Annotated in this window: 27 protein-coding genes; 25 read left to right on the top strand and 2 right to left on the bottom strand. The window is 33.0% G+C overall.

Annotated elements, in window-relative coordinates:
- Positions 1 to 329: 329 nt before the first annotated feature.
- Positions 330 to 539, top strand: a complete 210-nt coding sequence (locus tag LXH21_RS06695) for a hypothetical protein (RefSeq protein WP_239863481.1) — start codon at positions 330 to 332, stop codon at positions 537 to 539.
- A 34-nt stretch (positions 540 to 573) separates the two neighbouring features.
- Here the strand turns inward: LXH21_RS06695 and LXH21_RS06690 are convergent, their stop codons facing one another.
- Positions 574 to 1161 (bottom strand): riboflavin synthase, encoded by a 588-nt coding sequence (locus LXH21_RS06690; protein WP_239863480.1) that lies wholly within the window; start codon positions 1159 to 1161, stop codon positions 574 to 576.
- Between the two features lie 57 nt (positions 1162 to 1218).
- On the opposite strand from LXH21_RS06690, the gene pdxA reads away from it, so the two are divergent.
- From pdxA to LXH21_RS06620, 14 genes are all read left to right on the top strand, one after another.
- The gene (gene pdxA, locus LXH21_RS06685; RefSeq protein ID WP_239863479.1) at positions 1219 to 2262 is read left to right on the top strand and encodes a 4-hydroxythreonine-4-phosphate dehydrogenase PdxA; all 1044 of its coding nucleotides are present in this window, start codon (positions 1219 to 1221) and stop codon (positions 2260 to 2262) included.
- Positions 2263 to 2352: 90 nt separating this feature from the next.
- On the top strand, positions 2353 to 2895 hold the full coding sequence (locus LXH21_RS06680; protein ID WP_239863478.1) for a YceD family protein: 543 nt from the start codon (positions 2353 to 2355) through the stop codon (positions 2893 to 2895).
- A gap of 9 nt (positions 2896 to 2904) precedes the next feature.
- Positions 2905 to 3102, top strand: a complete 198-nt coding sequence (gene rpmF, locus LXH21_RS06675; protein ID WP_073242095.1) for a 50S ribosomal protein L32 — start codon at positions 2905 to 2907, stop codon at positions 3100 to 3102.
- A 179-nt stretch (positions 3103 to 3281) separates the two neighbouring features.
- Entirely contained in the window at positions 3282 to 4280 is a 999-nt protein-coding gene (locus tag LXH21_RS06670; RefSeq protein ID WP_239863477.1) for a beta-ketoacyl-ACP synthase III, read from the top strand.
- Between the two features lie 24 nt (positions 4281 to 4304).
- A complete protein-coding gene (gene accB, locus LXH21_RS06665) occupies positions 4305 to 4781 on the top strand; it encodes an acetyl-CoA carboxylase biotin carboxyl carrier protein (protein ID WP_239863476.1) in 477 nt (158 codons plus the stop codon).
- 111 nt (positions 4782 to 4892) lie between these two features.
- Positions 4893 to 6239, top strand: coding sequence for an acetyl-CoA carboxylase biotin carboxylase subunit (gene accC, locus LXH21_RS06660; RefSeq protein ID WP_239863475.1), 1347 nt, complete (start codon positions 4893 to 4895; stop codon positions 6237 to 6239).
- A 261-nt stretch (positions 6240 to 6500) separates the two neighbouring features.
- Positions 6501 to 6821, top strand: a complete 321-nt coding sequence (locus LXH21_RS06655; RefSeq protein WP_239863474.1) for a hypothetical protein — start codon at positions 6501 to 6503, stop codon at positions 6819 to 6821.
- Between the two features lie 42 nt (positions 6822 to 6863).
- The gene (locus tag LXH21_RS06650; protein ID WP_239863473.1) at positions 6864 to 7199 is read left to right on the top strand and encodes a hypothetical protein; all 336 of its coding nucleotides are present in this window, start codon (positions 6864 to 6866) and stop codon (positions 7197 to 7199) included.
- A 56-nt stretch (positions 7200 to 7255) separates the two neighbouring features.
- A complete protein-coding gene (locus LXH21_RS06645; RefSeq protein WP_239863472.1) occupies positions 7256 to 7621 on the top strand; it encodes a hypothetical protein in 366 nt (121 codons plus the stop codon).
- Between the two features lie 56 nt (positions 7622 to 7677).
- The gene (locus tag LXH21_RS06640; RefSeq protein ID WP_239863471.1) at positions 7678 to 8040 is read left to right on the top strand and encodes a hypothetical protein; all 363 of its coding nucleotides are present in this window, start codon (positions 7678 to 7680) and stop codon (positions 8038 to 8040) included.
- 56 nt (positions 8041 to 8096) lie between these two features.
- Positions 8097 to 8456: a hypothetical protein gene (locus LXH21_RS06635; RefSeq protein WP_239863470.1), complete on the top strand. Its 360-nt coding sequence runs from the start codon at positions 8097 to 8099 to the stop codon at positions 8454 to 8456.
- Positions 8457 to 8511: 55 nt separating this feature from the next.
- Positions 8512 to 8808, top strand: a complete 297-nt coding sequence (locus tag LXH21_RS06630) for a hypothetical protein (RefSeq protein ID WP_239863469.1) — start codon at positions 8512 to 8514, stop codon at positions 8806 to 8808.
- 92 nt (positions 8809 to 8900) lie between these two features.
- Positions 8901 to 9200, top strand: coding sequence for a hypothetical protein (locus tag LXH21_RS06625; protein WP_239863468.1), 300 nt, complete (start codon positions 8901 to 8903; stop codon positions 9198 to 9200).
- Positions 9201 to 9454: 254 nt separating this feature from the next.
- A complete protein-coding gene (locus tag LXH21_RS06620) occupies positions 9455 to 10789 on the top strand; it encodes a sigma-54-dependent transcriptional regulator (protein ID WP_239863467.1) in 1335 nt (444 codons plus the stop codon).
- On the opposite strand, the gene LXH21_RS06615 is transcribed toward LXH21_RS06620, so the two are convergent.
- Complete coding sequence (locus tag LXH21_RS06615; protein WP_239863466.1) at positions 10782 to 13214, bottom strand: hybrid sensor histidine kinase/response regulator; 2433 nt, start codon at positions 13212 to 13214, stop codon at positions 10782 to 10784. The two genes, LXH21_RS06620 and LXH21_RS06615, sit on opposite strands and share 8 nt — an antisense overlap.
- 233 nt (positions 13215 to 13447) lie before the next feature.
- Here LXH21_RS06615 and mtgA point away from each other — a divergent pair, with 233 nt between their 5' ends.
- The 10 genes from mtgA (at position 13448) to LXH21_RS06565 (ending at position 23685) form a co-directional block, all read left to right on the top strand.
- Positions 13448 to 14191: a monofunctional biosynthetic peptidoglycan transglycosylase gene (gene mtgA / locus LXH21_RS06610; protein ID WP_239863465.1), complete on the top strand. Its 744-nt coding sequence runs from the start codon at positions 13448 to 13450 to the stop codon at positions 14189 to 14191.
- Positions 14191 to 15123, top strand: a complete 933-nt coding sequence (locus LXH21_RS06605; protein WP_239863464.1) for a lipid A deacylase LpxR family protein — start codon at positions 14191 to 14193, stop codon at positions 15121 to 15123. Before mtgA ends, LXH21_RS06605 begins: the two co-directional genes overlap by 1 nt.
- 29 nt (positions 15124 to 15152) lie before the next feature.
- Positions 15153 to 15989, top strand: a complete 837-nt coding sequence (locus tag LXH21_RS06600; RefSeq protein ID WP_239863463.1) for a helix-turn-helix domain-containing protein — start codon at positions 15153 to 15155, stop codon at positions 15987 to 15989.
- Positions 15990 to 16195: 206 nt separating this feature from the next.
- Positions 16196 to 17698 (top strand): aldehyde dehydrogenase family protein, encoded by a 1503-nt coding sequence (locus tag LXH21_RS06595; protein WP_239863462.1) that lies wholly within the window; start codon positions 16196 to 16198, stop codon positions 17696 to 17698.
- Positions 17699 to 18013: 315 nt separating this feature from the next.
- Positions 18014 to 18514, top strand: coding sequence for a GreA/GreB family elongation factor (locus tag LXH21_RS06590; RefSeq protein ID WP_239863461.1), 501 nt, complete (start codon positions 18014 to 18016; stop codon positions 18512 to 18514).
- A gap of 159 nt (positions 18515 to 18673) precedes the next feature.
- A complete protein-coding gene (locus LXH21_RS06585) occupies positions 18674 to 19318 on the top strand; it encodes a tyrosine-type recombinase/integrase (protein ID WP_239863460.1) in 645 nt (214 codons plus the stop codon).
- Between the two features lie 184 nt (positions 19319 to 19502).
- Complete coding sequence (locus LXH21_RS06580) at positions 19503 to 21419, top strand: hypothetical protein (RefSeq protein ID WP_239863459.1); 1917 nt, start codon at positions 19503 to 19505, stop codon at positions 21417 to 21419.
- 112 nt (positions 21420 to 21531) lie between these two features.
- A complete protein-coding gene (locus tag LXH21_RS06575) occupies positions 21532 to 22191 on the top strand; it encodes a hypothetical protein (protein ID WP_239863458.1) in 660 nt (219 codons plus the stop codon).
- 297 nt (positions 22192 to 22488) lie between these two features.
- Positions 22489 to 23064 (top strand): hypothetical protein, encoded by a 576-nt coding sequence (locus tag LXH21_RS06570; protein WP_239863457.1) that lies wholly within the window; start codon positions 22489 to 22491, stop codon positions 23062 to 23064.
- A 141-nt stretch (positions 23065 to 23205) separates the two neighbouring features.
- On the top strand, positions 23206 to 23685 hold the full coding sequence (locus tag LXH21_RS06565) for a hypothetical protein (protein ID WP_239863456.1): 480 nt from the start codon (positions 23206 to 23208) through the stop codon (positions 23683 to 23685).
- Positions 23686 to 23736: the final 51 nt, after the last annotated feature.

Below are 23736 nucleotides of genomic sequence, written 5' to 3'. Positions count from 1 at the left end.
TAATGCTAAAATTTACTCAAGTACAACAATAAAAAATGAAGACGAAAAATACTTAAATTTTCTAAAACTGCAGCAGGTTAATATATTCTGGAAAGTTATAAAAACCAAATACTATAACTAAACGTATATAAACTGAATAAACAGAGTACACGCAGCCTAAATTGCTATTTTAAAAAGAGTTTTGTCGATAAAAAACATATTAATCAGTTAAAAGTCAAAATTTTTATCGAATTTTGGTTGATTATTATTACTTTGGCCAAAATTTTGAACCTATAAAAAACATCGAATCAAATCACCTGCTGGTTCTTCTATTTTATATTATAAAAATGATGAAAATAATTTCGAATAAACACTATTTATTAATTGCATTTTTCGCAGGAACCGTTTGCATGATAGCCCAACCACCAGCACCGATACCTGTTATACCGCCGCCGGGCCTTCCTATTGATGAGGGTTTGATTGCTCTACTGATTGGTGGGATTTTATTTGGTACTTACACAATATACAACTTCAATAAAAAAAGAAAGCCTTTGAATTAATTCAAAGACTTTCTTTTTAATCTACAAGCTGCTATTATTTATTAGCAAATAATCTGGAAACGTATTTCCCAATTACATCAAACTCTAGGTTAACTTTCGTACCCACAACAAAATCATGAAAATTTGTATGTTCATGAGTGTAAGGGATAATTGCAACGCTAAACTGATTTTTTTTCGAATTAACTACAGTCAAGCTAACACCATTTACGGTAATAGATCCTTTTTCGATTGTAATATTACTCAATGCTTCATCGTATTCAAAAGTATAACTCCAACTACCGTTCGTTTCAGCTGTAGCAATACAAATTGCCGTCTGATCTACGTGACCTTGCACAATGTGACCATCTAATCGATCCCCTAGCTTCATGGCCCGCTCAAGATTAACCTGATCTCCAACCATCCAATTCCCTAAATTTGTTTTTTGAATCGTTTCGTCAATAGCAGTAACAGTATATTGACTGTCCTTTATGGCCACGACTGTCAAACATACGCCATTGTGCGCAACACTTTGGTCAATTTTAAGTTCATTTGTTATCGATGAGTCCACTGTGACATGGATATTATCTTTCTCTTTGTTGATTTCCTGGATAGTACCAAGGGTTTCTATAATACCTGTAAACATTCTTATTTTATTTTACTAAATTTGCACTTCAAAATTAGCAATAAATAACTTGTGGTCATGATGAAAAAAGCAGAAAATATTATCGTTGGAATTTCAATAGGAGATTTGAATGGTATTGGAAGCGAAGTGGTATTAAAAACATTTGAAGATTCTCGAATGTTAGAACTATGTACTCCTGTTATTTTTGCCAATGTTAAAATAATGTCTTTTATCAAAAAGAACTTGGATTCTGCCATTTCGTTACACGGTATCGATAAATTAGATCAAATTGTACCCGGTAAGATAAACGTACTTAATGTATGGAAAGAAGGAGTTGATCTAAATTTAGGAACCAATGATGAAAAAGTAGGTGGTTATGCCATTAAATCCTTTGTAGCAGCTACACAGGCCTTAAAAGAAAATTTAATCGATGTATTGGTCACCGCTCCGATAAACAAATACAACATCCAGTCAGAAGATTTTAAATTCCCTGGTCATACTGATTATCTTGACCAAGAATTAGAAGGAGACGCGCTAATGATGATGGTACAAGGAAATCTACGAGTTGGACTATTAACAGATCATCTTCCGTTAAACCAAGTATCTGCGGCATTGACCGAAGTCTTAATTAAGAAAAAAATTGAAACTGTAAAAAATTCTCTAATCCAGGATTTCAGCATTACCAAACCAAAAATTGCCGTATTAGGATTAAATCCTCACTGCGGAGATGGAGGCGTTATAGGTAGTGAAGATGATGCTATATTAAAACCAACCTTGCAGAAAATATTCAATAAAGGAACACTCGTTTTTGGTCCTTTTGCAGCAGATGGTTTTTTTGGTAGTGGTCAATATGAAAATTATGATGCTATTATAGCGACATATCACGATCAAGGGTTGATTCCTTTTAAAACACTTTCCTTTGGAAACGGTGTAAATTTTACTGCAGGGCTAAATAAGATAAGAACTTCACCAGATCATGGGACCGCATACGATATTGCTGGAAAAGGAAAAGCAGACTATAATTCCTTTAAAGAAGCGGTTTATTTGGCCATAGACGTTTATCGTTCCCGAATTCAGCATGCAGAAATCAGTGAGAATCCTCTAAAAGTAAGAGAAAAATAGTCATTAATAAAAAAAGATAAATAACTTTATTAGGTTCACAATAATTTTATATCTTTGCACTCCCGAAGTTTAGGGCAAAATTTTGTTGAAATGAGTAGTACAAAAGAATATTTAATTCCGTTTGTAGGATTAAAGAACGGAAAACATCATTTTGAGTATCAATTGAATAATACGTTCTTTAAAATCTTCGACTATGACGAATATCAAGATTCGGATATCAAGGTAAGTATAGTCTTAGAGAAGCAAAGTAATATGCTTGAATTGAATTTCAAACATAAGGGAACGGTAAATGTTCCTTGTGATCTAACCGGCGAAGATTTTGATTTGGCTGTAAAAAGCAAAATGAAATTGATAGTTCGCTTTGGAGAGGAATTCAATAACGACAATGAAGAATTATTAATTGTACCTTATGGTGAATTTGAAATCGACGTTGCGCAGTACATCTATGAAATGATTGTACTATCGGTACCTCAAAGACGTGTTCATCCAGGAGTAAAAGATGGAAGTTTAAAATCTGAAGCTCTAGAAAAACTGAATGAATTGACAATTAAAGAAGAGAAAGAAATTAAAGAAGAAGACGAAAATATTGACCCGCGTTGGGAAAAATTAAAGAAACTATTAACGGATAAATAATATAGTAAAATGGCACATCCTAAGAGAAAAATCTCGAAAACAAGAAGAGATAAAAGAAGAACACATTATAAAGCTACTGTAGCTCAAATCGCTACTTGCCCTATTACAGGTGAAGCACATTTATACCACAGAGCTTACTGGCATGAAGGTAAAATGTATTACAGAGGACAAGTTGTTATTGACAAGTCAGAAGCTACTTTTGCTTAATGCATTCTTTTATAGATGATATTATGAACTCTCACTTGTGAGAGTTTTTTTTGTTGTTTATAATTTTCCTTTAAATAACAAGCTCTAAAACAGTGGGTTTGAATAATTTTTTGTATTTTTCAAACCCTTTTTAAACGTTTTTTCAGGTGGAAACATCTGAACAAAAATAGTCAGACGAAATGAATAAAATGACCGCCGCAATTACCGCTGTAGGAGCTTATGTTCCAGACTTTGTACTTACTAACAAAGTTTTAGAAACAATGGTTGACACCAATGACGAGTGGATTACCTCTCGTACAGGGATTAAAGAAAGAAGAATTTTAAAGGACACCGATAAAGGAACATCTTTTTTAGCAATAAAAGCAGCACAAGAGTTAATTGCCAAAGGCAATATTGACCCGCTAGAAATTGATATGATTATCATGGCTACTGCCACTCCAGATATGCCTGTTGCTGCAACAGGAGCATATGTAGCTACAGAAATTGGCGCTATAAATGCATTTGCGTATGACTTACAAGCAGCTTGTTCTAGTTTTTTATACGGTATGTCTACAGCCGCAGCATATATTGAATCAGGTAGATACAAAAAAGTGCTTTTAATAGGTGCCGATAAAATGTCTTCTATAGTTGATTATACAGATAGAACAACTTGCATCATCTTTGGTGATGGAGCGGGTGCCGTTTTATTCGAACCAAATTATGAAGGTTTAGGTTTGCAAGACGAATACTTAAGAAGCGACGGTGTAGGCCGTGATTTTCTTAGAATTCCTGCTGGTGGATCATTAGTACCTACAACCATGCAAACGGTAAAGGACAATAGACATAACATTATGCAAGACGGTAAAACTGTATTTAAATACGCGGTTACCAACATGGCAGATGCTAGCGAGCAAATCTTAAAAAGAAATAACCTAACCAACGATGACGTGAATTGGTTAATTCCGCATCAAGCAAACAAGAGAATCATCGATGCTACTGCAAACAGGATGAATCTTGAACCTTCCAAAGTACTGATGAATATTGAAAGATATGGAAATACTACATCGGCAACTTTACCACTTGTTATCAGCGATTTTGAGCACTTGTTTAAAAAAGGAGATACAATTATTTTTGCAGCCTTCGGTGGAGGATTCACTTGGGGGTCTGTTTATTTAAAATGGGCATACGACACAAAATAAATTTAAACTAAAAATAGACCAATTATGGATTTAAAAGAAATTCAGAACCTAATCAAATTTGTTTCAAATACAGGTGTAGCAGAAGTTAAGTTAGAAATGGATGATATCAAAATCACCATTAGAACAACTCTTGAAGGCAACAGCACAGAAACAACTTATGTACAACAAGCACCACAAGCTCCAGTACAACAGGTAATTGCTCCTGCACCGGCGGCTCCAGTTGCCACTACGCCAGCTGCTCCAGCTGTTGAAGAGTCTAAATACATTACTGTTAAATCTCCAATTATTGGAACTTTCTATAGAAAACCATCTCCAGACAAACCAATGTTTGTTGAAGTTGGAACAACTATCGCAAAGGGAGATGTACTTTGTGTAATTGAAGCAATGAAATTGTTCAACGAAATCGAATCTGAAGTTACTGGTAAAATTGTAAAAATATTGGTTGACGATATGTCTCCAGTAGAATTTGACCAACCTTTATTTTTAGTTGATCCGTCATAAATTTGTAAACTATAATAAGTTGGTTTTTACTAACTGACTATAATTGCAAATTTTGATCTACCTGACGCTTATTTTGTTCGGGTCAAATTGTTTAATTTTCATATTAAAAAGATGTTTAAAAAAATATTAATTGCAAATAGAGGAGAAATTGCACTTCGTGTAATTAGAACTTGTAAAGAAATGGGCATCAAAACAGTTGCCGTATATTCTACTGCAGATGCAGAAAGTTTACACGTACGATTTGCTGACGAAGCAGTTTGTATCGGACCACCTCCAAGCAACTTGTCCTATTTGAAAATGTCAAATATCATTGCCGCTGCAGAAATTACAAATGCAGATGCAATACACCCAGGGTACGGATTTTTATCTGAAAATTCTAAATTTTCTAAAATCTGTCAAGAACACGGAATCAAATTTATTGGAGCTGCTCCAGAAATGATTGACCGTATGGGTGACAAAGCTTCTGCAAAATCAACAATGATCGAAGCAGGAGTACCATGCGTACCCGGTTCTGTTGGGATATTAGAATCTTACGAACAAGCATTACAACTTTCAAAAGAATTTGGTTTTCCTGTTATGCTAAAAGCTACCGCTGGTGGTGGAGGTAAAGGAATGCGTGCTGTTTGGAAAGAAGAAGATTTATTGAAAGCTTGGGAAGGTGCTCGACAAGAATCAGCAGCTGCTTTTGGAAATGACGGAATGTACCTTGAAAAATTAATCGAGGAGCCTCGCCATATCGAAATTCAAATTGTTGGAGATTCTTTTGGTAAAGCATGTCACCTTTCTGAAAGAGATTGTTCAGTACAAAGACGCCACCAAAAATTAACAGAAGAAACTCCATCACCTTTCATGACAGATGAATTACGTCTTGCTATGGGAGCTGCAGCAGTAAAAGCAGCAGAGTACATTAAGTATGAAGGTGCAGGAACGGTTGAATTCTTGGTAGACAAGCACCGTAATTTCTATTTCATGGAAATGAATACTCGTATTCAAGTAGAGCACCCTATAACAGAACAAGTAATTGATTACGATTTAATTCGTGAACAAATCTTGGTTGCTGCGGGAGTAAAAATTTCAGGTAAAAACTATTTACCTAAATTACATGCTATAGAATGCCGTATTAATGCAGAAGATCCATACAATGAATTTAGACCTTCTCCAGGAAAAATAACAACCTTGCACATGCCAGGTGGTCACGGAGTACGTTTGGACACTCATGTATACTCTGGTTATACAATTCCTCCAAATTATGATTCGATGATTGCAAAATTGATAACTACTGCACAAACACGTGATGAAGCAATTAGTAAAATGAGAAGAGCTTTAGATGAGTTTGTAATTGAAGGTATTAAAACTACAATCCCTTTTCACAGACAATTAATGGATGATCCTAGATATATAGCTGGTGATTACACAACAGCATTCATGGATACCTTTAAAATGATTCCAAAAGAATAATACATAAATTATTCTTCCTTATAATTAAGCTACACAAACTGTGTAGCTTTTTTTTTGTTCGTTATTCTCGTGCAATGAGTAATTATTACACACTCTTTCATTCAATTACCCACTATTACTCATTACGGCACAGTAAGCACAAAACAATAAACCCTTTAAAAACAAGGGCTTAGCAGCATTAAGCATTACCTAATGATTGCGGCACAATTATTTCATTATCTAAAGCGTAACACAGTAACAACATTTAAAAAATATATCATTATGAAAAAATTAATCTTATCAGCAGCAATCGTATTAGGAAGTTTATCAACAATGTCAGCGCAAGAAGCAATGCCAGAAGAAACTACAACTACTACAGAACAAACAACGACAACTACATCATCAACTCAAACTGGATTTACAGAAATAGCAATGGATCAAGTACCATCTGCAGTAATGGAATCTTTGAAAACAGCTTACCCAGATGCAGCAGTAACAAAGGCATATGTTAACGAAAATAAGGAATACCAACTTGACGTTACAATGGGAGATAAACAAGGATCTGTATTCGCTGACGAAACAGGAAAATGGATTCAAAAATAATAAGACACTCACTCAAATAAAAATATTTAAAAAATAGAAATTATGAAAAAATTAATCTTATCAGCAGCAATTATATTAGGAGGTTTATCAACAATGTCAGCTCAAGAAGCTACTCCTGAACAAAGCACTACTCCAACTGAAGCAACTATGCCAGCAGAAACAACTACTGAAACTGCAACTGCTCAAACAGGATATAACGAAATAGCAACAGACCAAGTTCCTTCAGCTGTTAGTACAGCATTATCTAACGCCTATCCAGATGCAGTTCTTCAAAAAGCAGCAGTAAACGAGAAAAATGAATACCAGTTAGATGTTAAAGTAGGAGATAAAGAAGGTTCTTTATTTGCAGATGAAACTGGAAAATGGATTCAAAACTAATTAGACTTTAGTCTATCACGACAACATTCAACTAAAAATATTAAAATATACAAATTATGAAAAAGTTAATCTTATCAGCAGCAATTATATTAGGAGGTTTATCAACAATGTCAGCGCAGGAAGCCATGCCTGAGCAAAGTGCAACTCCAACAGAAGAAACAATGCCAGCAGAAACTGCAGCAGCTACAGAAACTGATGCTACAACTGCAACAGCAACAGCATCAACTCAAACCGGATATTCAGAAATTTCAAATGATGAAGTTCCATCAGCGGTATCAGATGCATTAGTTAAAGCATATCCAAATGCTACAGTAAGCAAAGCTTATGTAAACGAAAACAATCAATACCAATTAGACGTTAAAGTCGATGATAAAGAAGGTTCTTTATTCGCAGACGAAAATGGAAAATGGATTCAAAACTAGTTAGACTTTAGTCTATCAAAACATCATTCAATTAAAAATATTAAAATATAGAAATTATGAAAAAGTTAATCTTATCAGCAGCAATTATACTAGGAGGTTTATCAACAATGTCAGCTCAAGAGGCGGCACCTGAGCAAAGTACAACAACAACAGAGCAAACAATGCCAGCAGAAACTGCAGCAGCGGAAACAGAATCAAATGCTACAACTGCTACTGCATCAACCGAAACGGGATTTTCAGAAATTTCTAATGAAGAAGTTCCTGTAGCAGTGACTGATGCGTTGGTAAAAGCTTATCCAGCAGCTACGCTAAATAAAGCATTTGTTAATGAAAACAACGAATACCAATTAGACATCAAAGTAGATGATAAAGAAGGATCTTTATTTGCAGATGAAAGTGGTAAATGGATTCAAAACTAATTAGACTATAGTCTAAAACAATACAATATTCAATTAAAATTTAAAAAATAGAAATTATGAAAAAGTTAATCTTATCAGCAGCAATTATATTAGGAGGTTTATCAACAATGTCAGCTCAAGAAACAATGCCTGAGCAAAGTGCAACTCCTACGGAAGAGACAATGCCAGCAGAAGCTGCTACAGCTACAGAAACTGATGCTACAACTGCTACGGCATCAACTCAAACAGGATATTCTGAAATTTCGAATGAAGAGGTTCCATCAGCAGTATCAGATGCATTAGTAAAAGCATATCCAAATGCTACAGTAAGCAAAGCGTATGTTAATGAAAACAACGAGTATCAGTTAGATATCAAAGTAGATGATAAAGAAGGATCTTTATTTGCAGATGAAACTGGAAAATGGATTCAAAACTAATTAGACTGTAGTCTAACATTACAATATTCAATCACAATTTAAAAAAATAGAAATTATGAAAAAGTTAATCTTATCAGCAGCAATCGTTTTAGGAAGTTTATCAACTTATGCAGCACCAATAAATAATGTAACACCAGTTGCAAAAACAGTTACAGTTGCAGATGAATATACAGAAATTAAAATGGAAGAGTTGCCAGCAGCTGTAACAGAATCATTAATGAAAGCATATCCAGAAGCTATTATATCAAAAGCTTATGTTAATGAAAATAGTGAATACAAACTTGAAGTAAAAGTCGGAGATAAAGAAGAAACTTTATTTGCAGACGCAGATGGAAAATGGTTGGATAAATAATATTGAAGAAAAAGAGATTCGAATCGCCTTAATATAATGCGATTCGAATCTTTAAAATATAAATCAATCAATAATAGATAAATAAAATCAATATGAAAAAGTTATTCTTATCAGCAGCAATTGTAGTAGGATCAATGTGTGCATTCGCAACTACAAATACTGCAACGGCTCAAAAAATAGCGACTGAAATGATTCAAGATGAATTTGTTGAAGTAGGAATGGATACTCTTCCTGAAGCAGTGAAAAAAACGGTAACAAATTCTTTTCCTGGAGCAAAACTAGAAAAAGCGTATACTAATGAGCAGAAAGATCAATACAAGTTAGATATTTCTATGAGTGGTAGTATGTATACCATCTACACAGATGCTGAAGGTGTTGTAATAAAAAAATAATACATCAAGTATATCAACTCTTATCCGTATCTATTAGTAATTTTCAAATTAAGCGATTTCAAAATCAAATTATCAGTCAAATTCATTGGCTACTGTATCAGCAGATGTTTATGAATACTGATTTAAATACATTAAAACGGATAAGTGAATACCAAGTGGAAGAGGTCGCAAATTGCGGCCTCTTTTTTTTTGCATAATTTTATGAGAAAAGTAATAATATAAGTCTTAATTTAGCTCAAAAAGCACCCTCACTAATGCGGAAGATATTAATTATCGAAGATGATATTTCATTTTGTAAATTGTTAGAAAAGTTTCTAACTAAGAATTCATTTTCTGTAACTACCTCATTTTCTGCAGACGATGCAAGGCAAATGGTCAAAAAAGAAACATTTGATTTGATCTTGACCGATTTGCGCCTTCCTGATACAGACGGTATAAGCCTCCTAGGCGAATTTAAACAAACTCATCCGCAGGTACCAATCATTTTGATGACAGGATACTCTGATGTTACAACTGCTGTAAAAGCTATTAAAAATGGAGCAAGTGACTACATTTCAAAACCTTTTAATCCTGATGAAGTTCTGTTGGTCATCAATAATGCGATTCAGACTATTGAAGAAACAGTTGTTCCAAAAAAAGAAGTTCCAAAAACCAAAAAGAAAAGTTCAACATCTGAATATGTTCAAGGAATTTCGGCCGAATCAAAAAAGTTGTGGGAGCACATCAATTTGGTCAGCCCCACCGACATGTCTGTTTTAATAATTGGCGAAAGTGGTACTGGTAAAGAAATTATTGCAAAAAGTATTCACCAAAATAGTAATCGAAAGGAACAAAATTTTATAGCAGTGGATTGCGGTGCCATACCTAAAGAATTAGCTGCAAGTGAATTCTTCGGACATTTAAAAGGATCTTTTACAGGTGCTATATCTGATAAAATAGGTTATTTTGAGGCTGCAAATAATGGTACGCTTTTCTTAGACGAGATAGGTAATCTATCTTATGAAAATCAAATCCAGCTTTTACGCGCCCTGCAAGAAAGAAAAATTAAACCAGTAGGTAGTAATAAAGAAATTGATGTTGATATTCGAATCATCACAGCAACGAATGAGGATTTGCGAGAAGCGGTTAAGAACGGTGATTTTAGAGAAGATTTGTATCATAGAATAAATGAATTCTCTATACACTCTCCCTCGCTGTCAGAACGTGGTGCCGATTTAATGATATTTGCTGAGTTCTTTCTCGATAAAGCAAATGCACAATTAAACAAAGAAGTAATCGGCTTTAGCAAAGACGTCGTACGCATCTTTGAAAATTATTCTTGGCCTGGAAACTTACGTGAATTACAAAATTGCATCAAACGGTCTACACTTTTAACACAAGGTGATTTTATCGAATCGGCTGTTCTTCCTGTAGAATTTTTTCAAAATGAAGAGATTAAATCAGAATCCTTGTCTTTATCTCAAAATGAAAAAGAAGCGATAGAGTTAGCTCTAGTGAAGACACAAAATAATAAGTCTGAAGCGGCAAAACTTTTAAAAATTACGAGAAAAACTTTGTACAACAAATTAAAATTCTACAATCTTAATTAAGGACTTTCTGCAATTCGATAAAAAGTTTCTTGATCCTCACCTTTAAATCGGCTATCACTGTGGTCAATTCCTGTTCTTGGTATTGATTTAATTCGATCGCATTTAATATAGCGGCAATTTCCTTGGCTTCAATTTGTTTAAACATTGGCGCCATTTTATGTGCCACTGACTGCATTTGTTCCCTTTCTAAATCATAGATTGCCGTTTCGAGATTGATTAAATTATCATTTGTAGACTCCATAAAAGATTCTATTACACTTTTTATTGCCTCTTGATCATTGTTTAAAAACAACTGAAAAGACTCTAAGGAAAAGGACTTATTACTACTTTTTTTCGATTTGGTTTCTGCACCGTCTATAGGCAATTCTACATTAGAAAAAAGCGCATCTATAGTTTTTAAAAGGAAGTTGGGACTCAATGGTTTTTTCACAACCGTGGCAAATCCAGCATTTGTGTAAACTTCATCGCTCAGGTCTCCTCTACCTGTAACTGCCATTAGAGGCTGTGATGTATAACTACTCTTCTCTAAATTCTTAATTGCGCTCACAAGCTGAAATCCGTCAATGATTGGCATTTGAATATCTGTAATTAATAAGTCAAAAGAATCGTTAACCATATATTCCAAAGCTTTTTCCCCATCAGAAAAAGGAACAACATTATAATATTTTTTTAAAACTTCTGTAGTAAGGTTTAGCAAGTCTGCATCATCATCAATAATAATGATTGTCTTATGTTGATGTGTAGGCGTGTAAAGTACAGAATTACTCACAGCGCTTTGTTGACCAAAAATTAGCGGTAGTCGAATTTCAAAACAACTCCCCTTTTCTGAGCTACTTTTTAACTGCAAATCACCTCCAAGAAGATTACTTATTTTTTTCGAAATGGCTAATCCCAAGCCTGTCCCTCCAAATTTCTTTTCAATACTCTCGTTTGCTTGAGCAAATTCTTCAAATACCAATTCTTGACTTTCCTTTTCAATACCTATACCAGAATCAGAAACAGCTACCATTACCCATTCTTTATCTGGCGAAATTGTAGCCGTTATACCAATATATCCTTCAGAAGTAAATTTATAGGCGTTACCTAAAATATTTATCAAAACTTGCTTAACGCGAAAGACATCTCCAAGAATATTCTGGTGGAGACGTTCATCAATACTAATTTGTAGATCAATGTTTTTCTCCTTGTGAACCGATTGAATATTATTTGCTATTTCGCGAATAGTATTATCTAAAGAAAATGGTGCTTTTTCGATTGCAATTTTACCCGCTTCTATCTGTGAAAAATCTAACAGATCTTGTACTAATCTAGTAATGTATTCCGATGAATTTTTGATATTATTCGTATAATACAATTGCTTTTTAGTCAAGTCTGATGTTCCCAAAAGTTCGGCATAACCAACAATCGTGCTCAAAGGTGTCTTTAAATCATGGCTAACTGTCGAAATTAATTGTTCTCTACTCTTTAAAAGATTACGTGTTTTAAAATTGGCCACTTCCAATTGTGTTTTATAAGACTGTGATTTCGAGAAATCGTTGGTAATTAATAATGAAAAGAAAATAGTGAGTAGCAATCCTAACCCAGCAGCATAGGTAACGATTTGGTTGATCTTTTTGAGTGATTTATCTTTTTCCACATTGTTCTTCATCGAAGAAGTAATCATTTCACTCTCAATTACTCTTAAAACTTTCCGAAGTTGTTCCGAAATTAAGATCTCATTTCGAAGTAGCTTGTTCTCTTCCCTATTTAATGATACTTGTTTCTGTTCCGCTTTTGTTTTTACTTTGTAAAGCAATCGTTTGGACGCCGCCAAAATAGAATCAGATGCTTTTTTGGTCAAAGTATTGGTACTATCGTCTGGAATATTCTTATTGAGATAATCTACATAATTTTGCAAAACCCCACGTTCATAGCTCCCCATTTTATCTGGGTTTTTTGTAAAATCATTGATTTGCAGTTTTTGAAGAGACAATTCTAATTCTGTCAATTCCTTGATCGCATCGTTTACAGATGCATCGTCAGAACTTTTATTTTTAATCGTCTTTAGCTTTCTTATGTTTTGTGTTTTCTCTTTCAGTAAAACAGTTACACTATCTAATAATTTTATCTGATATTCATTTGAGACACCATTTTTCAATGAATCAATGCGCACCTTCAAAGAATCTGTTTGATTGATGTAATTTATAAAATCTGCTTCAGAGCTTGATTGAATTGTTTTTCTAGCGAGACTCTCTGCTTTATAGACACTGGAAAAAAGTTTGCTAATTCTTAAGACAATACTATTTTCGGAGGCACTCTGATTTTCAATTTTCGAATAAAAAATGTTTTCCGTATATAAAACCCACCCCACACTTACTACTAGTGCGAGAAGTACTAGGTAACTGATTAAAACTTTAAAAGGTAAGTAACTGCTTTTATTTCCCATAAATGAGGACTAACTTGTAATATTAATAATTTAAAAACGTCGTAATTAGATTCAGTAGATAAAGTATACTGCGAGCAAATAAATTTACTCAAAATACTTCATTTTACAAGAAGTTTCCCAATTATAAAGAGTGTTAAGGCAAACTTTGTGAAATTTGATTCGAGAAAATATTCAAAATAAATTGTAAGCTTTGGTAAAAAAAGTAATTTTACCAAATCACCCTAACAAAACAAATGGCAGCTCCAAAAACTCCCAAAAAGATCACAAAAAGACCTATTAAAAGAGACACTAAAACAAAATCAAGTATGATAAAGAATTTTTTTATTAAACTAATAGTATGGTTTTTTGGTATTTCGTTATTTTTTGTTCTCCTATACAAATACGTGCCCGTTGCATTGACGCCCTTGATGGTAATTCGACTTATTGAGAATAAAAGCGCAGGTAATGACGCTGTCTTCAGTCACGATTGGGAGCCAATTGAAAATATTTCGACCAACTTACAAAAAGCAGTAATTTCTAGCGAAGATGGATTATTCTTAACACATAACGGTTTTGATTTTGGAGCGTTGCAAAAAGCTTATAAGAATAATGAAAGAGGTCGAAAGATTAAAGGCGGTAGTACTATATCTCAGCAAACAGCCAAAAATGTATTTTTATGGCAAGGAAGAAGTTATCTAAGAAAAGGATTAGAAGCGTATTTTACTGTTCTTATCGAACTTATTTGGGGAAAAGAACGTATTATGGAAGTGTATCTTAATAGCATCGAAATGGGAGACGGAATCTATGGAGCTCAGGCCGCAACACAGTATTGGTATCGAAAAGACTGTAACAGCCTTACGCCAACGCAAGCCGCCGGAATTGCAGCTATCTTACCAAGTCCTCGTAGATACAAAGCCACTGGATCATCAACTTACATCAATAATAGAAAAACAAAGATCGTAAGAGTGATGAAGACAATAGGTCCTATTAAATATTAATGAGTTTTAGAAAAAAAATAACAATTTCTCTACTCCTCTTTTCAGCTGTCTTCTACTGTCAGGATACCCATAGTGAAATTGGAATCATAACTGATAATGATTTGTATACATCCACCATTAATGACATGTACTACACTAATGGCTTAGAAATTTTTTACAGGCATCACACTCCTAGTAATAACTTTAAAATTTATAAAAAAACGATCGAATTTAAACTCGGGCAATATATCTACACTCCTAGTTTAATGACTTATGAAGAAAGTGAAACAATGGAGAGGCCTTATGCTAGTTATCTGTTTGGAGAAGTTGGCAGAAGTTTTTTCTACAAGAATGAATCCGTGCTCAAAGCCAATTTGAGACTTGGCTATTTAGGACCCAACGCATTTGGGAGAGAAGTTCAAAATAACTTTCACGATCTGGTAGGCTATCCCAAATTTAAAGAGTGGGACTATCAAATACAAAATGCCCTTGCCATACAAACCCATTTTTTGTTTTCGAAAAGGGTTTTTCAAAAGAACGATTCTGAATTTGTTGACTTTCATTTTCGATCAAAAGCCAATTTGGGTACAATTTTTACTGGAGTATCCACTGGTTTATTGTCTAGAATGAGCTTGAAAAAATTAGCACCTGTCTATAATTCAACCTTATATGATGGTGCAGTAGGTAGTAATGAAAGCGAATTTTACTTTTTTATAGCAACCAACATTAACTATCAATTGTATGACGCTACGATTCAAGGCAGTCTATTTAGCAATAATAGCCCCGTTACATTTCGTCTTATTCCGATTCGCTTCAATGGAGAAGCTGGTGTAAAATACCGAAAAAACAAACTTAATTTATCTTACACCTTCATGTACAAAGGGAAAGAATCACATAGCCCAAAAGGCACAGGTTATTTTTACGGTTCAATCGGACTTTCGTATTTATTATAACCAACCCACTAATTTAGAAAGAAAGCGCCATGCCAATAGAAAATATCCCTGAAGTATATATTAAGGAAAAAGAAGTAAACAGTGGTTTGCTGGTTTATGACTTTAAAATGACCAGTGATGTTGTAAAAAGTAAGGTGAATTTAAGCATGAATATGTTTAGCTTTTTGCAAGTAGGTAAAAAACAAGTGCACTTTAGCGATACCTCAATCGCAGTCAATAGTCAGCAATCGTTGCTTTTAAAAAAAGGGAACTGGCTGTGGACGGAATTATTAGACACTGAAACAATTTATTACTGCAAATTATTCTTTTTCTCAGAAGAGCAACTTTTGAAGTTTTTAAAAAAGCATACTAAAAACGTACAGCCTGCGGCCAATGATGTCGCTTATTTTGTGATTGAAAATGACGACTATATTGTTTCTTTTTTAAATTCGCTATCTATTTTAAATCTCGAAAACTCAAGTTATAGCGCTAATTTATTAGAAATAAAGTTTGAAGAAATCATGTTGTATCTTTTGGCTAAATATAAAGCTGCTTTCGAATACTACCTGCATTCATTAATTTCAAAAGAGGTCTCACCATTTAAAAACGTTATTGAGAGCAATGTTTATTCGAACCTTAAACTAGAAGAAATTGCTTTTTTATGTAACATGAGTTTGTCTACTTTTAAGCGTCATTTTACAGTAGAATATAATGAAGCTCCGGGAAAGTGGTTGCAAGACAAACGCTTGCAGCGCGCCAAAGACTTGTTGCATGAAGGACTCTTAAAACCTTCTGATGTGTATTTAGATGCGGGTTACAATAACCTTTCTAATTTTAGTATTGCGTTCAAAAATAAATTTGGAATAAGTCCAACAGATATTTCTTAGCAGCCAGTAATTTTTTATATAATTGAAATTCAAATAATTATATATGATTTGTAATGATTGATGTTTGCTTATTTTGCTATTGAACTGTTTTCATAAGTTAATGAACTGTATTGATAATAGAGTTGGTTTTTGTTGTAGGTATCTTTGTGATGTAATTAAAACAAAGTGTTTTTGAAAATTATTACATCAAGTTAAAACAAACAAATATGGCAAATGTAACGAAACCGGACTTTAAAGAAAGATACGGAAATTTTATTGGAGGTAAATTTGTTGATCCAGTTAAAGGACAATATTTTGATAATATTTCACCAGTTGATGGTAAAGTATTTACTCAGGCAGCACGTTCAACTCAAGAAGATATAGATTTAGCACTTGATGCTGCACACGAAGCATTTCCAGCATGGAGTACTTCATCAGCAACAGAGCGTAGTAATATGTTATTGAAAATCGCGCAAGTGATGGAAGATAATGCAGAATACCTAGCAACATTAGAAACAATTGACAACGGAAAACCTATTCGCGAATCACGTGCAGCAGATATTCCTTACTGTGTAGATCACTTCCGTTATTTTGCAGGAGTAATTCGTGCAGACGAAGGTTCAATTGCTGAGCATGATAAAAATACAGTAAGCATCGTATTGCACGAGCCTATTGGCGTAGTGGGAGAAATCATTCCATGGAATTTCCCAATGTTAATGTTAGCTTGGAAAGTAGCTCCAGCATTAGCTGCAGGATGTACTGCAGTAGTTAAACCAGCAGAGCAAACACCTACAAGTGTAATTATGTTAATGGAATTAATTGGAGATACCTTGCCTCCAGGAGTTCTAAACATTGTAACAGGTTTTGGTGCAGAAGCAGGTCAAGCGCTAGCAACTTCAAAAAGAATCGCTAAATTATCATTTACAGGTTCAACAGCAACAGGACAGAAAGTGTATCACAATGCAGCCGAAAATATTATTCCAGTAACAATGGAATTAGGAGGTAAATCACCTAACATTTTCTTCCCATCGGTAGCGGCTCATGATGACGATTTCTTTAGTAAAGCTATCGAAGGAGCCTTAATGTTTGCTTTAAACCAAGGTGAAATTTGTACTGCTCCAACAAGAATTTTAGTACACGAAGATATCGTTGATCTTTTTGTTGAAAAAATGAAAGTTAGATTGAAAGCGATCAAAACAGGAAATCCTTTAGATCCAGAAACTATGATTGGTTCTCAAGTGTCTAAACCACAATACGACAAAATCCTTAACTATATCAACATTGGTAAAGAAGAAGGTGCTGAAGTAATTGCAGGTGGAGAAGCAGGAAACTATGAGGGAGATCTTTCGGAAGGATATTACATCCAACCTACAGTTCTTAAAGGAAACAACAAAATGCGTGTTTTCCAAGAAGAGATTTTTGGACCAGTAGTTGCCTTAACGACATTTAGTAGTACTGAAGAAGCAATCGAAATCGCAAATGACACTCCTTATGGATTAGGAGCAGGAGTTTGGTCTCGTGATGCGCATGAATTATACCAAGTTCCACGTGCTATTCAAGCAGGTAGAGTATGGGTAAATCAATACCATACGTATCCAGCTCACGCACCATTTGGTGGAGTAAAAGAATCAGGTTTTGGACGTGAGAATCACAAAATGGCATTAGACCATTACCGTGTTGTAAAAAACATGTTGATCTCTTATGATAAAAAACCAATGGGTTTCTTTTAATCTAAAGCAATACAATTACAATTTTAAAACCTCGGATTTTCCGGGGTTTTTTTGTTTCTAATAGTTTCAACTTGGGACTTCAAAGCGCTAAAGTTTTCTTAAAGATGGCAGCTATAGTACAACCAAAAAAAGGATATTTTGTAACTTAGTAATTACCCTAATTTCTAGTATGTAAGCTTGCAATCAATGAGTTGTGGGAAGTACTAAAATTTTGTAGTTAACTGAAATTTAAAAATATTGAGGTGCTAAATAATAGTAGCAGGGCGTAAAATAGTATGCTTTTGTATTAGTATTTTAATAGCTAAAATATAGATTATGAGTAGAGGATTTGTAAAAGAAGATGATCAAGAATTAATTCCGATAGTACCACCTAGAGCTGATTTACCTGACGGAATGGTAAACTATGTAACGCCAAACGGTATGGACGAATTATTACAGGAAAAAGAAACGTTACTACACGAAATAGAAACAGTTCAAAACACCGATGAAAACGAAAGACGCATTGCGATAAATTATATTAACGCCAAGTTTCAATTACTAAACCAAAGGATTGCTAGCGGAAAAGTGGTGGACTTAGACAAGCAACCACATGACGAAATACGATTTGGTGCACTAATAAGCATGCAAATAGGAAACGATAAAAAGGTCCAAAAGTATCAAATAGTAGGAGTAGACGAAGCGAATATTGCTAAAGGTAAAATCTCGTTTATTTCTCCCATAGCGAGAATCTTAATTAATAAAAAAGTAGGTGATGTGGCTGTGCTTAAATTAGCGAAAGAAGATAGGGAGTTTAAAATTTTGGGTATTGGGTATTGAGAAAAACCGTAAATCTACATAAGATTTACGGTTTTTTCTCAATAGAGATAATCAACTTACAATACTAAGGCATTAAAGAATTTTAACAATTTTTTAATCCATCATAAAGGCTTCAATGTTCCAAATTATTTTGGAAAAATCAAATTGAAGTATGAAAGTATGAACCCAACTAGTATTAAGGATAATGATTTCAAAAAATTATTAGGAGTGATTTCAGGAGAAAACTCTATTGAAATACATCCAAATGGACGAAGAAAAAACATGTACAGACCTTATACGAAAGATGCTATTGAGTTAGTAGCCTACACTGGAATGAGGATAGAAGAAACCATGGTTTTGAAGTTTTCCGATATTGTTTTAGATAATGAAGGAAATATTCAACATTTAGTTGGAACAGATTTAAAATTTGAAAGGGCTCATAATTGGAACAACACCAAGGCTCCTAAAAAAGTTATGATTCCAACTTCAATTGAGTTAGAGAACTTATTGAATAGATTGGAGTATAAAAAGTATTTAGGTGCTGATAAATATCTGATTGCCGATGATTATGATATTTCTAGAAAAACGCTGAAAACCCAATTAAGCCATTCGTTTACTTTTTTCAGAAAGAAAGCGGGATTGTCTGATGATTTTAGTATTAAGCATTTGCGAAAAACATTTCTAACAAAATTACATACTAAGACTGGTTTCATTGAATCTTTGGGATATCAAAGGTCCGCTAAAGTAACGCTGAACAATTATATTGATAAAGTTCAGGTTGTAAAGGAAATTAACAAAATGGGATTTGGGTATTTTAATGAATAGTATGTTAAACTGTAAAATCATAGAGATATACAGCATCTCTTAAGCTCAAAAAGCAATCAACAAATAAAAAAAATCCTCAATTATTTGTACATAATTATTTATATATTTGGTTGTTAACATAGGCTAAGTGTGACGTTTACCATATATACCAGTTAGCTACCATTTTACCACAAAAAAACAACTTATGCCAAAAAGTAGAGGAAGAAAGAAAAAAAACAAAAAATCAAAAAAAATCTTTGGAAAAACTTCAAACATAAAAAGAGAACTTGTTAACGGAATGGAGCTAAAACTAGATGGTAAAAATATTATTATCAAAAACAAGCGTAGTAAAAGACAACACGAAGAATACATTCAACAAATAATAGCTAATAGACCTAATAATCTAGAGTTCATTGAAAAATCTATAGAAAGGGTAGTCGAAATTTTTAAAACCTTCGATAATTTTCAACTTTTAGGATTTCTTTCTTATAATCAATTTCTAAATCATGATAACCCAGAAGATGATGGGATGGCTGAAGTAAATTTAGAGTATGCAACTAGTTTCGCAACCGCTATTGGTAATAATCCTATTGAACAACCAACTGCTGATATTTTTGAGGAACTTAAGGATTTACTAACAAATATCAGAAGGGCATATAACGCCTATATCTCTACAGAAGGGCTAATTGGAAATTATACCGAGCAGGAAAGTCATTTAAGATTTTTAACTGTTTTAGAAGCTTTACATATGCGAGGTGATGGATATACGAAGCATATTTATGAAGTATTCAAAGAAATGTTCTCTGGACACGACCAATTTTTTATTGATAATTATGGTTTTAATTCAAATGATATTCTAGAAACGTTTATCCAGTTAGAAGATTCTTATTATTGTAGGTTAAGATTGCCTAATGGAAGACCACATCCAAATTCTTTGAAAAGATTTAAGGAATGGTATGAAGCAAAAGGAATAACAGTATTTCGAGCGGATGACCCACAGCCAATGATTGACTTTCAAAGTGAAAATCGTGATTTTGTTTCTCGAGAAGGAAAACCTGATGGCTTTTTAATCAATGACCCAAAACAATTTCAAGATTTACATAAAATAAGATTTAGAAAAAGTCAACATAAAAAAGTAGTTGAAGCAATTACCCAAGATTTCGGAGAAAACGTAGAATTCCTAAACCCAAAATTTCAAGGTTTACCCTTAAATGACTCATTAATAAGCCAGAAACCTATAATTAAATACAAAAGCGAATTCTATCTTTTTGCTTTTAATATTCTAACTCGAAATCTATTTGATATTGCAGAATTCCTTATAAAAAATGTAGATGAAAAATATTATAAAGAAAAATATCTTGGTAATAGATACTCACTTTCTAGAGACAATTATCTAGAAAACAAAACAGCCGATTTACTAGATAATTTTATAATAAATTCAACTTCATATCTCAATCTTAAATATAAACCAGGAATACTAGATGAAAATAATAATCTAGTTGAAACAGAATTAGACTTGCTTATTATTTCAGAAAAAGCCAATTATATTATTGAAATAAAAGCTGGAGGATTATCGGCGCCTTCTAAAAGAGGTGCTTTAAAAAGTTTAACAGGTCAGCTTTCAGAAACAGTGGGTTATGGAGCATACCAAAGCCACCGTGCATACAAATATATTATAGAAAATGATAATAATTCTTTTTACGATAAACAAGGAAAATCAATAAATGTAGATAATACCAAAAAGACATTTAGAATTACGGTAACATTAGAGCACCTATCTGGACTTATATCAAAACTACACGAATTAAAAGAACTAGGAATTGTAAAACCTGACGTAGAATTCGCTTGGAATTGTAGCTTATTCGACTTAATGATATTTTCGGATATATTAGAAAATGAAGAAGATTTTATTAACTATTTGGAACAAAGAATTCCACTGTTTACAAGTCCAAAAATACGAGTGAATGACGAAATTGACCTATTAGGTTACTTTCTTGAAAATGAAAAACTTGTTGATGAAAAGCTTTTAAAAAGAGTAGATGAATATTCATTGAACAAGTGTTCAAAAGAGATAGATGAATATTTTGAAAAAGGAAGCGAAAAACCGAAGAAAAAATGGTAGCTAACACAACGGATTTGGCAAATTCGAAAATAGAGTTTAATTTATTCCTAAACCTAATATAGTAGGCTGGACGTTCTGTGACATTAGCTAGTAATGAGATAAATAAAGACAAATGACATTAAAAAAAGAGCAATTAAAAAGTGAGTTATTTCATTTATTAGCGTATTATTCTAAATATTATTTTGGGCAATTTACCGAATGTGAAAGCCTGTACAATCAAGAAAAAGGTCATATTTCTTTATTCTATCTTTTGGCATTATTAGAGAATATAATAAAATCATCATTAAATGATTTTGAAAGTACATTTTTCAATCTAATTAAAAAATTGAAAATTGAAAACCTAATAAACGAAACAGAACAAAATTTTTTAAATGATTCCGAATTGGGAGTGAGAAAGATTAGAAATATTCTGGCACATGCAAATCTTTCTAAATACGATTTGAAATTAGAGAATGAATTAAAAACATACCCTTTTACTGAAAATGAAACTTGTCTAATTATTTATGAGAGACTTTCCGATATAATAAGCGGAATAATCATAAAAGTAATTAAACCACATTTAAACGTAGAATTGGAAATAGAACTCGACGGTTTTATTGAAAAACTAGATTATACATTTATAACAAGAACTCCTGAAGAATTAATGGCTTTCAAAGCAATACCAACTAGTCCGATTTGGGATGAATTAGACGAATCCACAAAATATAGATTAGTTGAAGATTCTCCAGATGTAAATATTTTAACTGAATTATTTAGGAACTTAAAACAATAACATCGATTCTCACTGTAATTTAATCGAAGTTGACATTGATAAAGAAGACAAATGTAATATGCTGGTGTGTAGTTATAAATCGAAAGTTTTTAATGACTATTTTGCTTAAGATGGATAGGATTTAAGAAGAAAAATCTAAGACATGTAAACTTTCCTTAAGCTCAAAAAGTATCCAACAAATAAAATGTTCATTTGATTATTTATAAAGATTAAAATGTATATTGGGATTTGAAAAAAGTATAGTACACAACTACACATATAAACAATAAACTTGTTAATAGTAATCTAAAGATAATAATGCTTACAAAAGAACAAAAAGAGAAATTTTCCGCACTAAGAGTTGAAATTATTGACATCAATATTTTGGCTCATTCATTTATTAGAAAGATAAATCGTTTTAGTTTCCTTTTTAAGAATACTACACGCCATCATATATTCGAGGAATTTGTTGCTCTACGTTATATGGAGAATGGCTTAATTCTACATTTGACCAATCTAGATGATGACAGTTCAAATTTTTCATTTAGAAGTGTAATTAAAGAATTAAACAAAACCATTAAAGACCAAAAGCAAAGAGACAGTTTCAACAATAAGCTAAAAGAATATAGACGAGATTTAGGTAATTTGAAAAACAATCATAGAAACTACCGAATTGCCCATCTAAATTATAGTGAAGACTTAAATTTGGACGAATTTTTGAATTTCGACAAAGAACTTTTTCCTCTAATTAAATTTGCAAATTTGATTGGTGATTCTATAATGGGAGAAAAAATATCTTACGGATTTAATCTAGGAAAATATGAAAGCAAATTAGATTTTAGAAAACTCACAGAAAATTTAAAGGTTGATTTTAATAAAGAAAAAGGCTTCTAACTAAGCTCCTGCTAAAAGCCGTTTTGAGCAAGTGCGTAATTTAGTGGAATTACGGTTTCGCATCAAATTTCAACAAAACTAAAAATTGAAAGGTTGTGAACCACACACCATATCAAAATTTTATAACCAATTGCAGAAAATATGATTATAGAAGAACAAAACATCGTTCTAAAAGCCAAAAAACAAGACACAAAACTTGAATCCGAAGGCGCAGAATTTTTGGTTTTAGGGCTTTTACTTATTGAAGGTGTTTCTGCATATAAAGCATATATAAATTTTCCTGGTTATGATTTAACAGCTGTCAATCCTGAATCGAAAAGAGTTGCTCGAATCCAAGTTAAAAGTAGATGGGCAACCGATTACGACTCAAGTTTTCCTTTAAAAAGTTTGGATACAGATTTTATAGTTCATGTTGCTTTGAATCGTGGTTATAGATTTAGTAAGAAAAAGAATTTGAAAGATAACGGAATAAAATCTCCGACATTTTATGTTTTTCCAGTTGATGTGTTAAAACAAGTAAGAAACGAAACTGGCTGGAACAAAGTTCAGATTAAGAAAGTTAAAAATCTTGAAAGTTATATAGACAACTGGCAACTTATAAAGGATTATTTATTAGAATAAAAACGGGTTATAACCCATAATACATCAATAAAGAGAAGAAGACTCCTAAAC

Source organism: Flavobacterium algicola (genome assembly GCF_022399565.1).
GTDB lineage: Bacteria > Bacteroidota > Bacteroidia > Flavobacteriales > Flavobacteriaceae > Flavobacterium > Flavobacterium algicola.
Note: the sequence above shows the minus strand (reverse complement) of the source record. Positions and strands in the feature narration are given on the sequence as shown.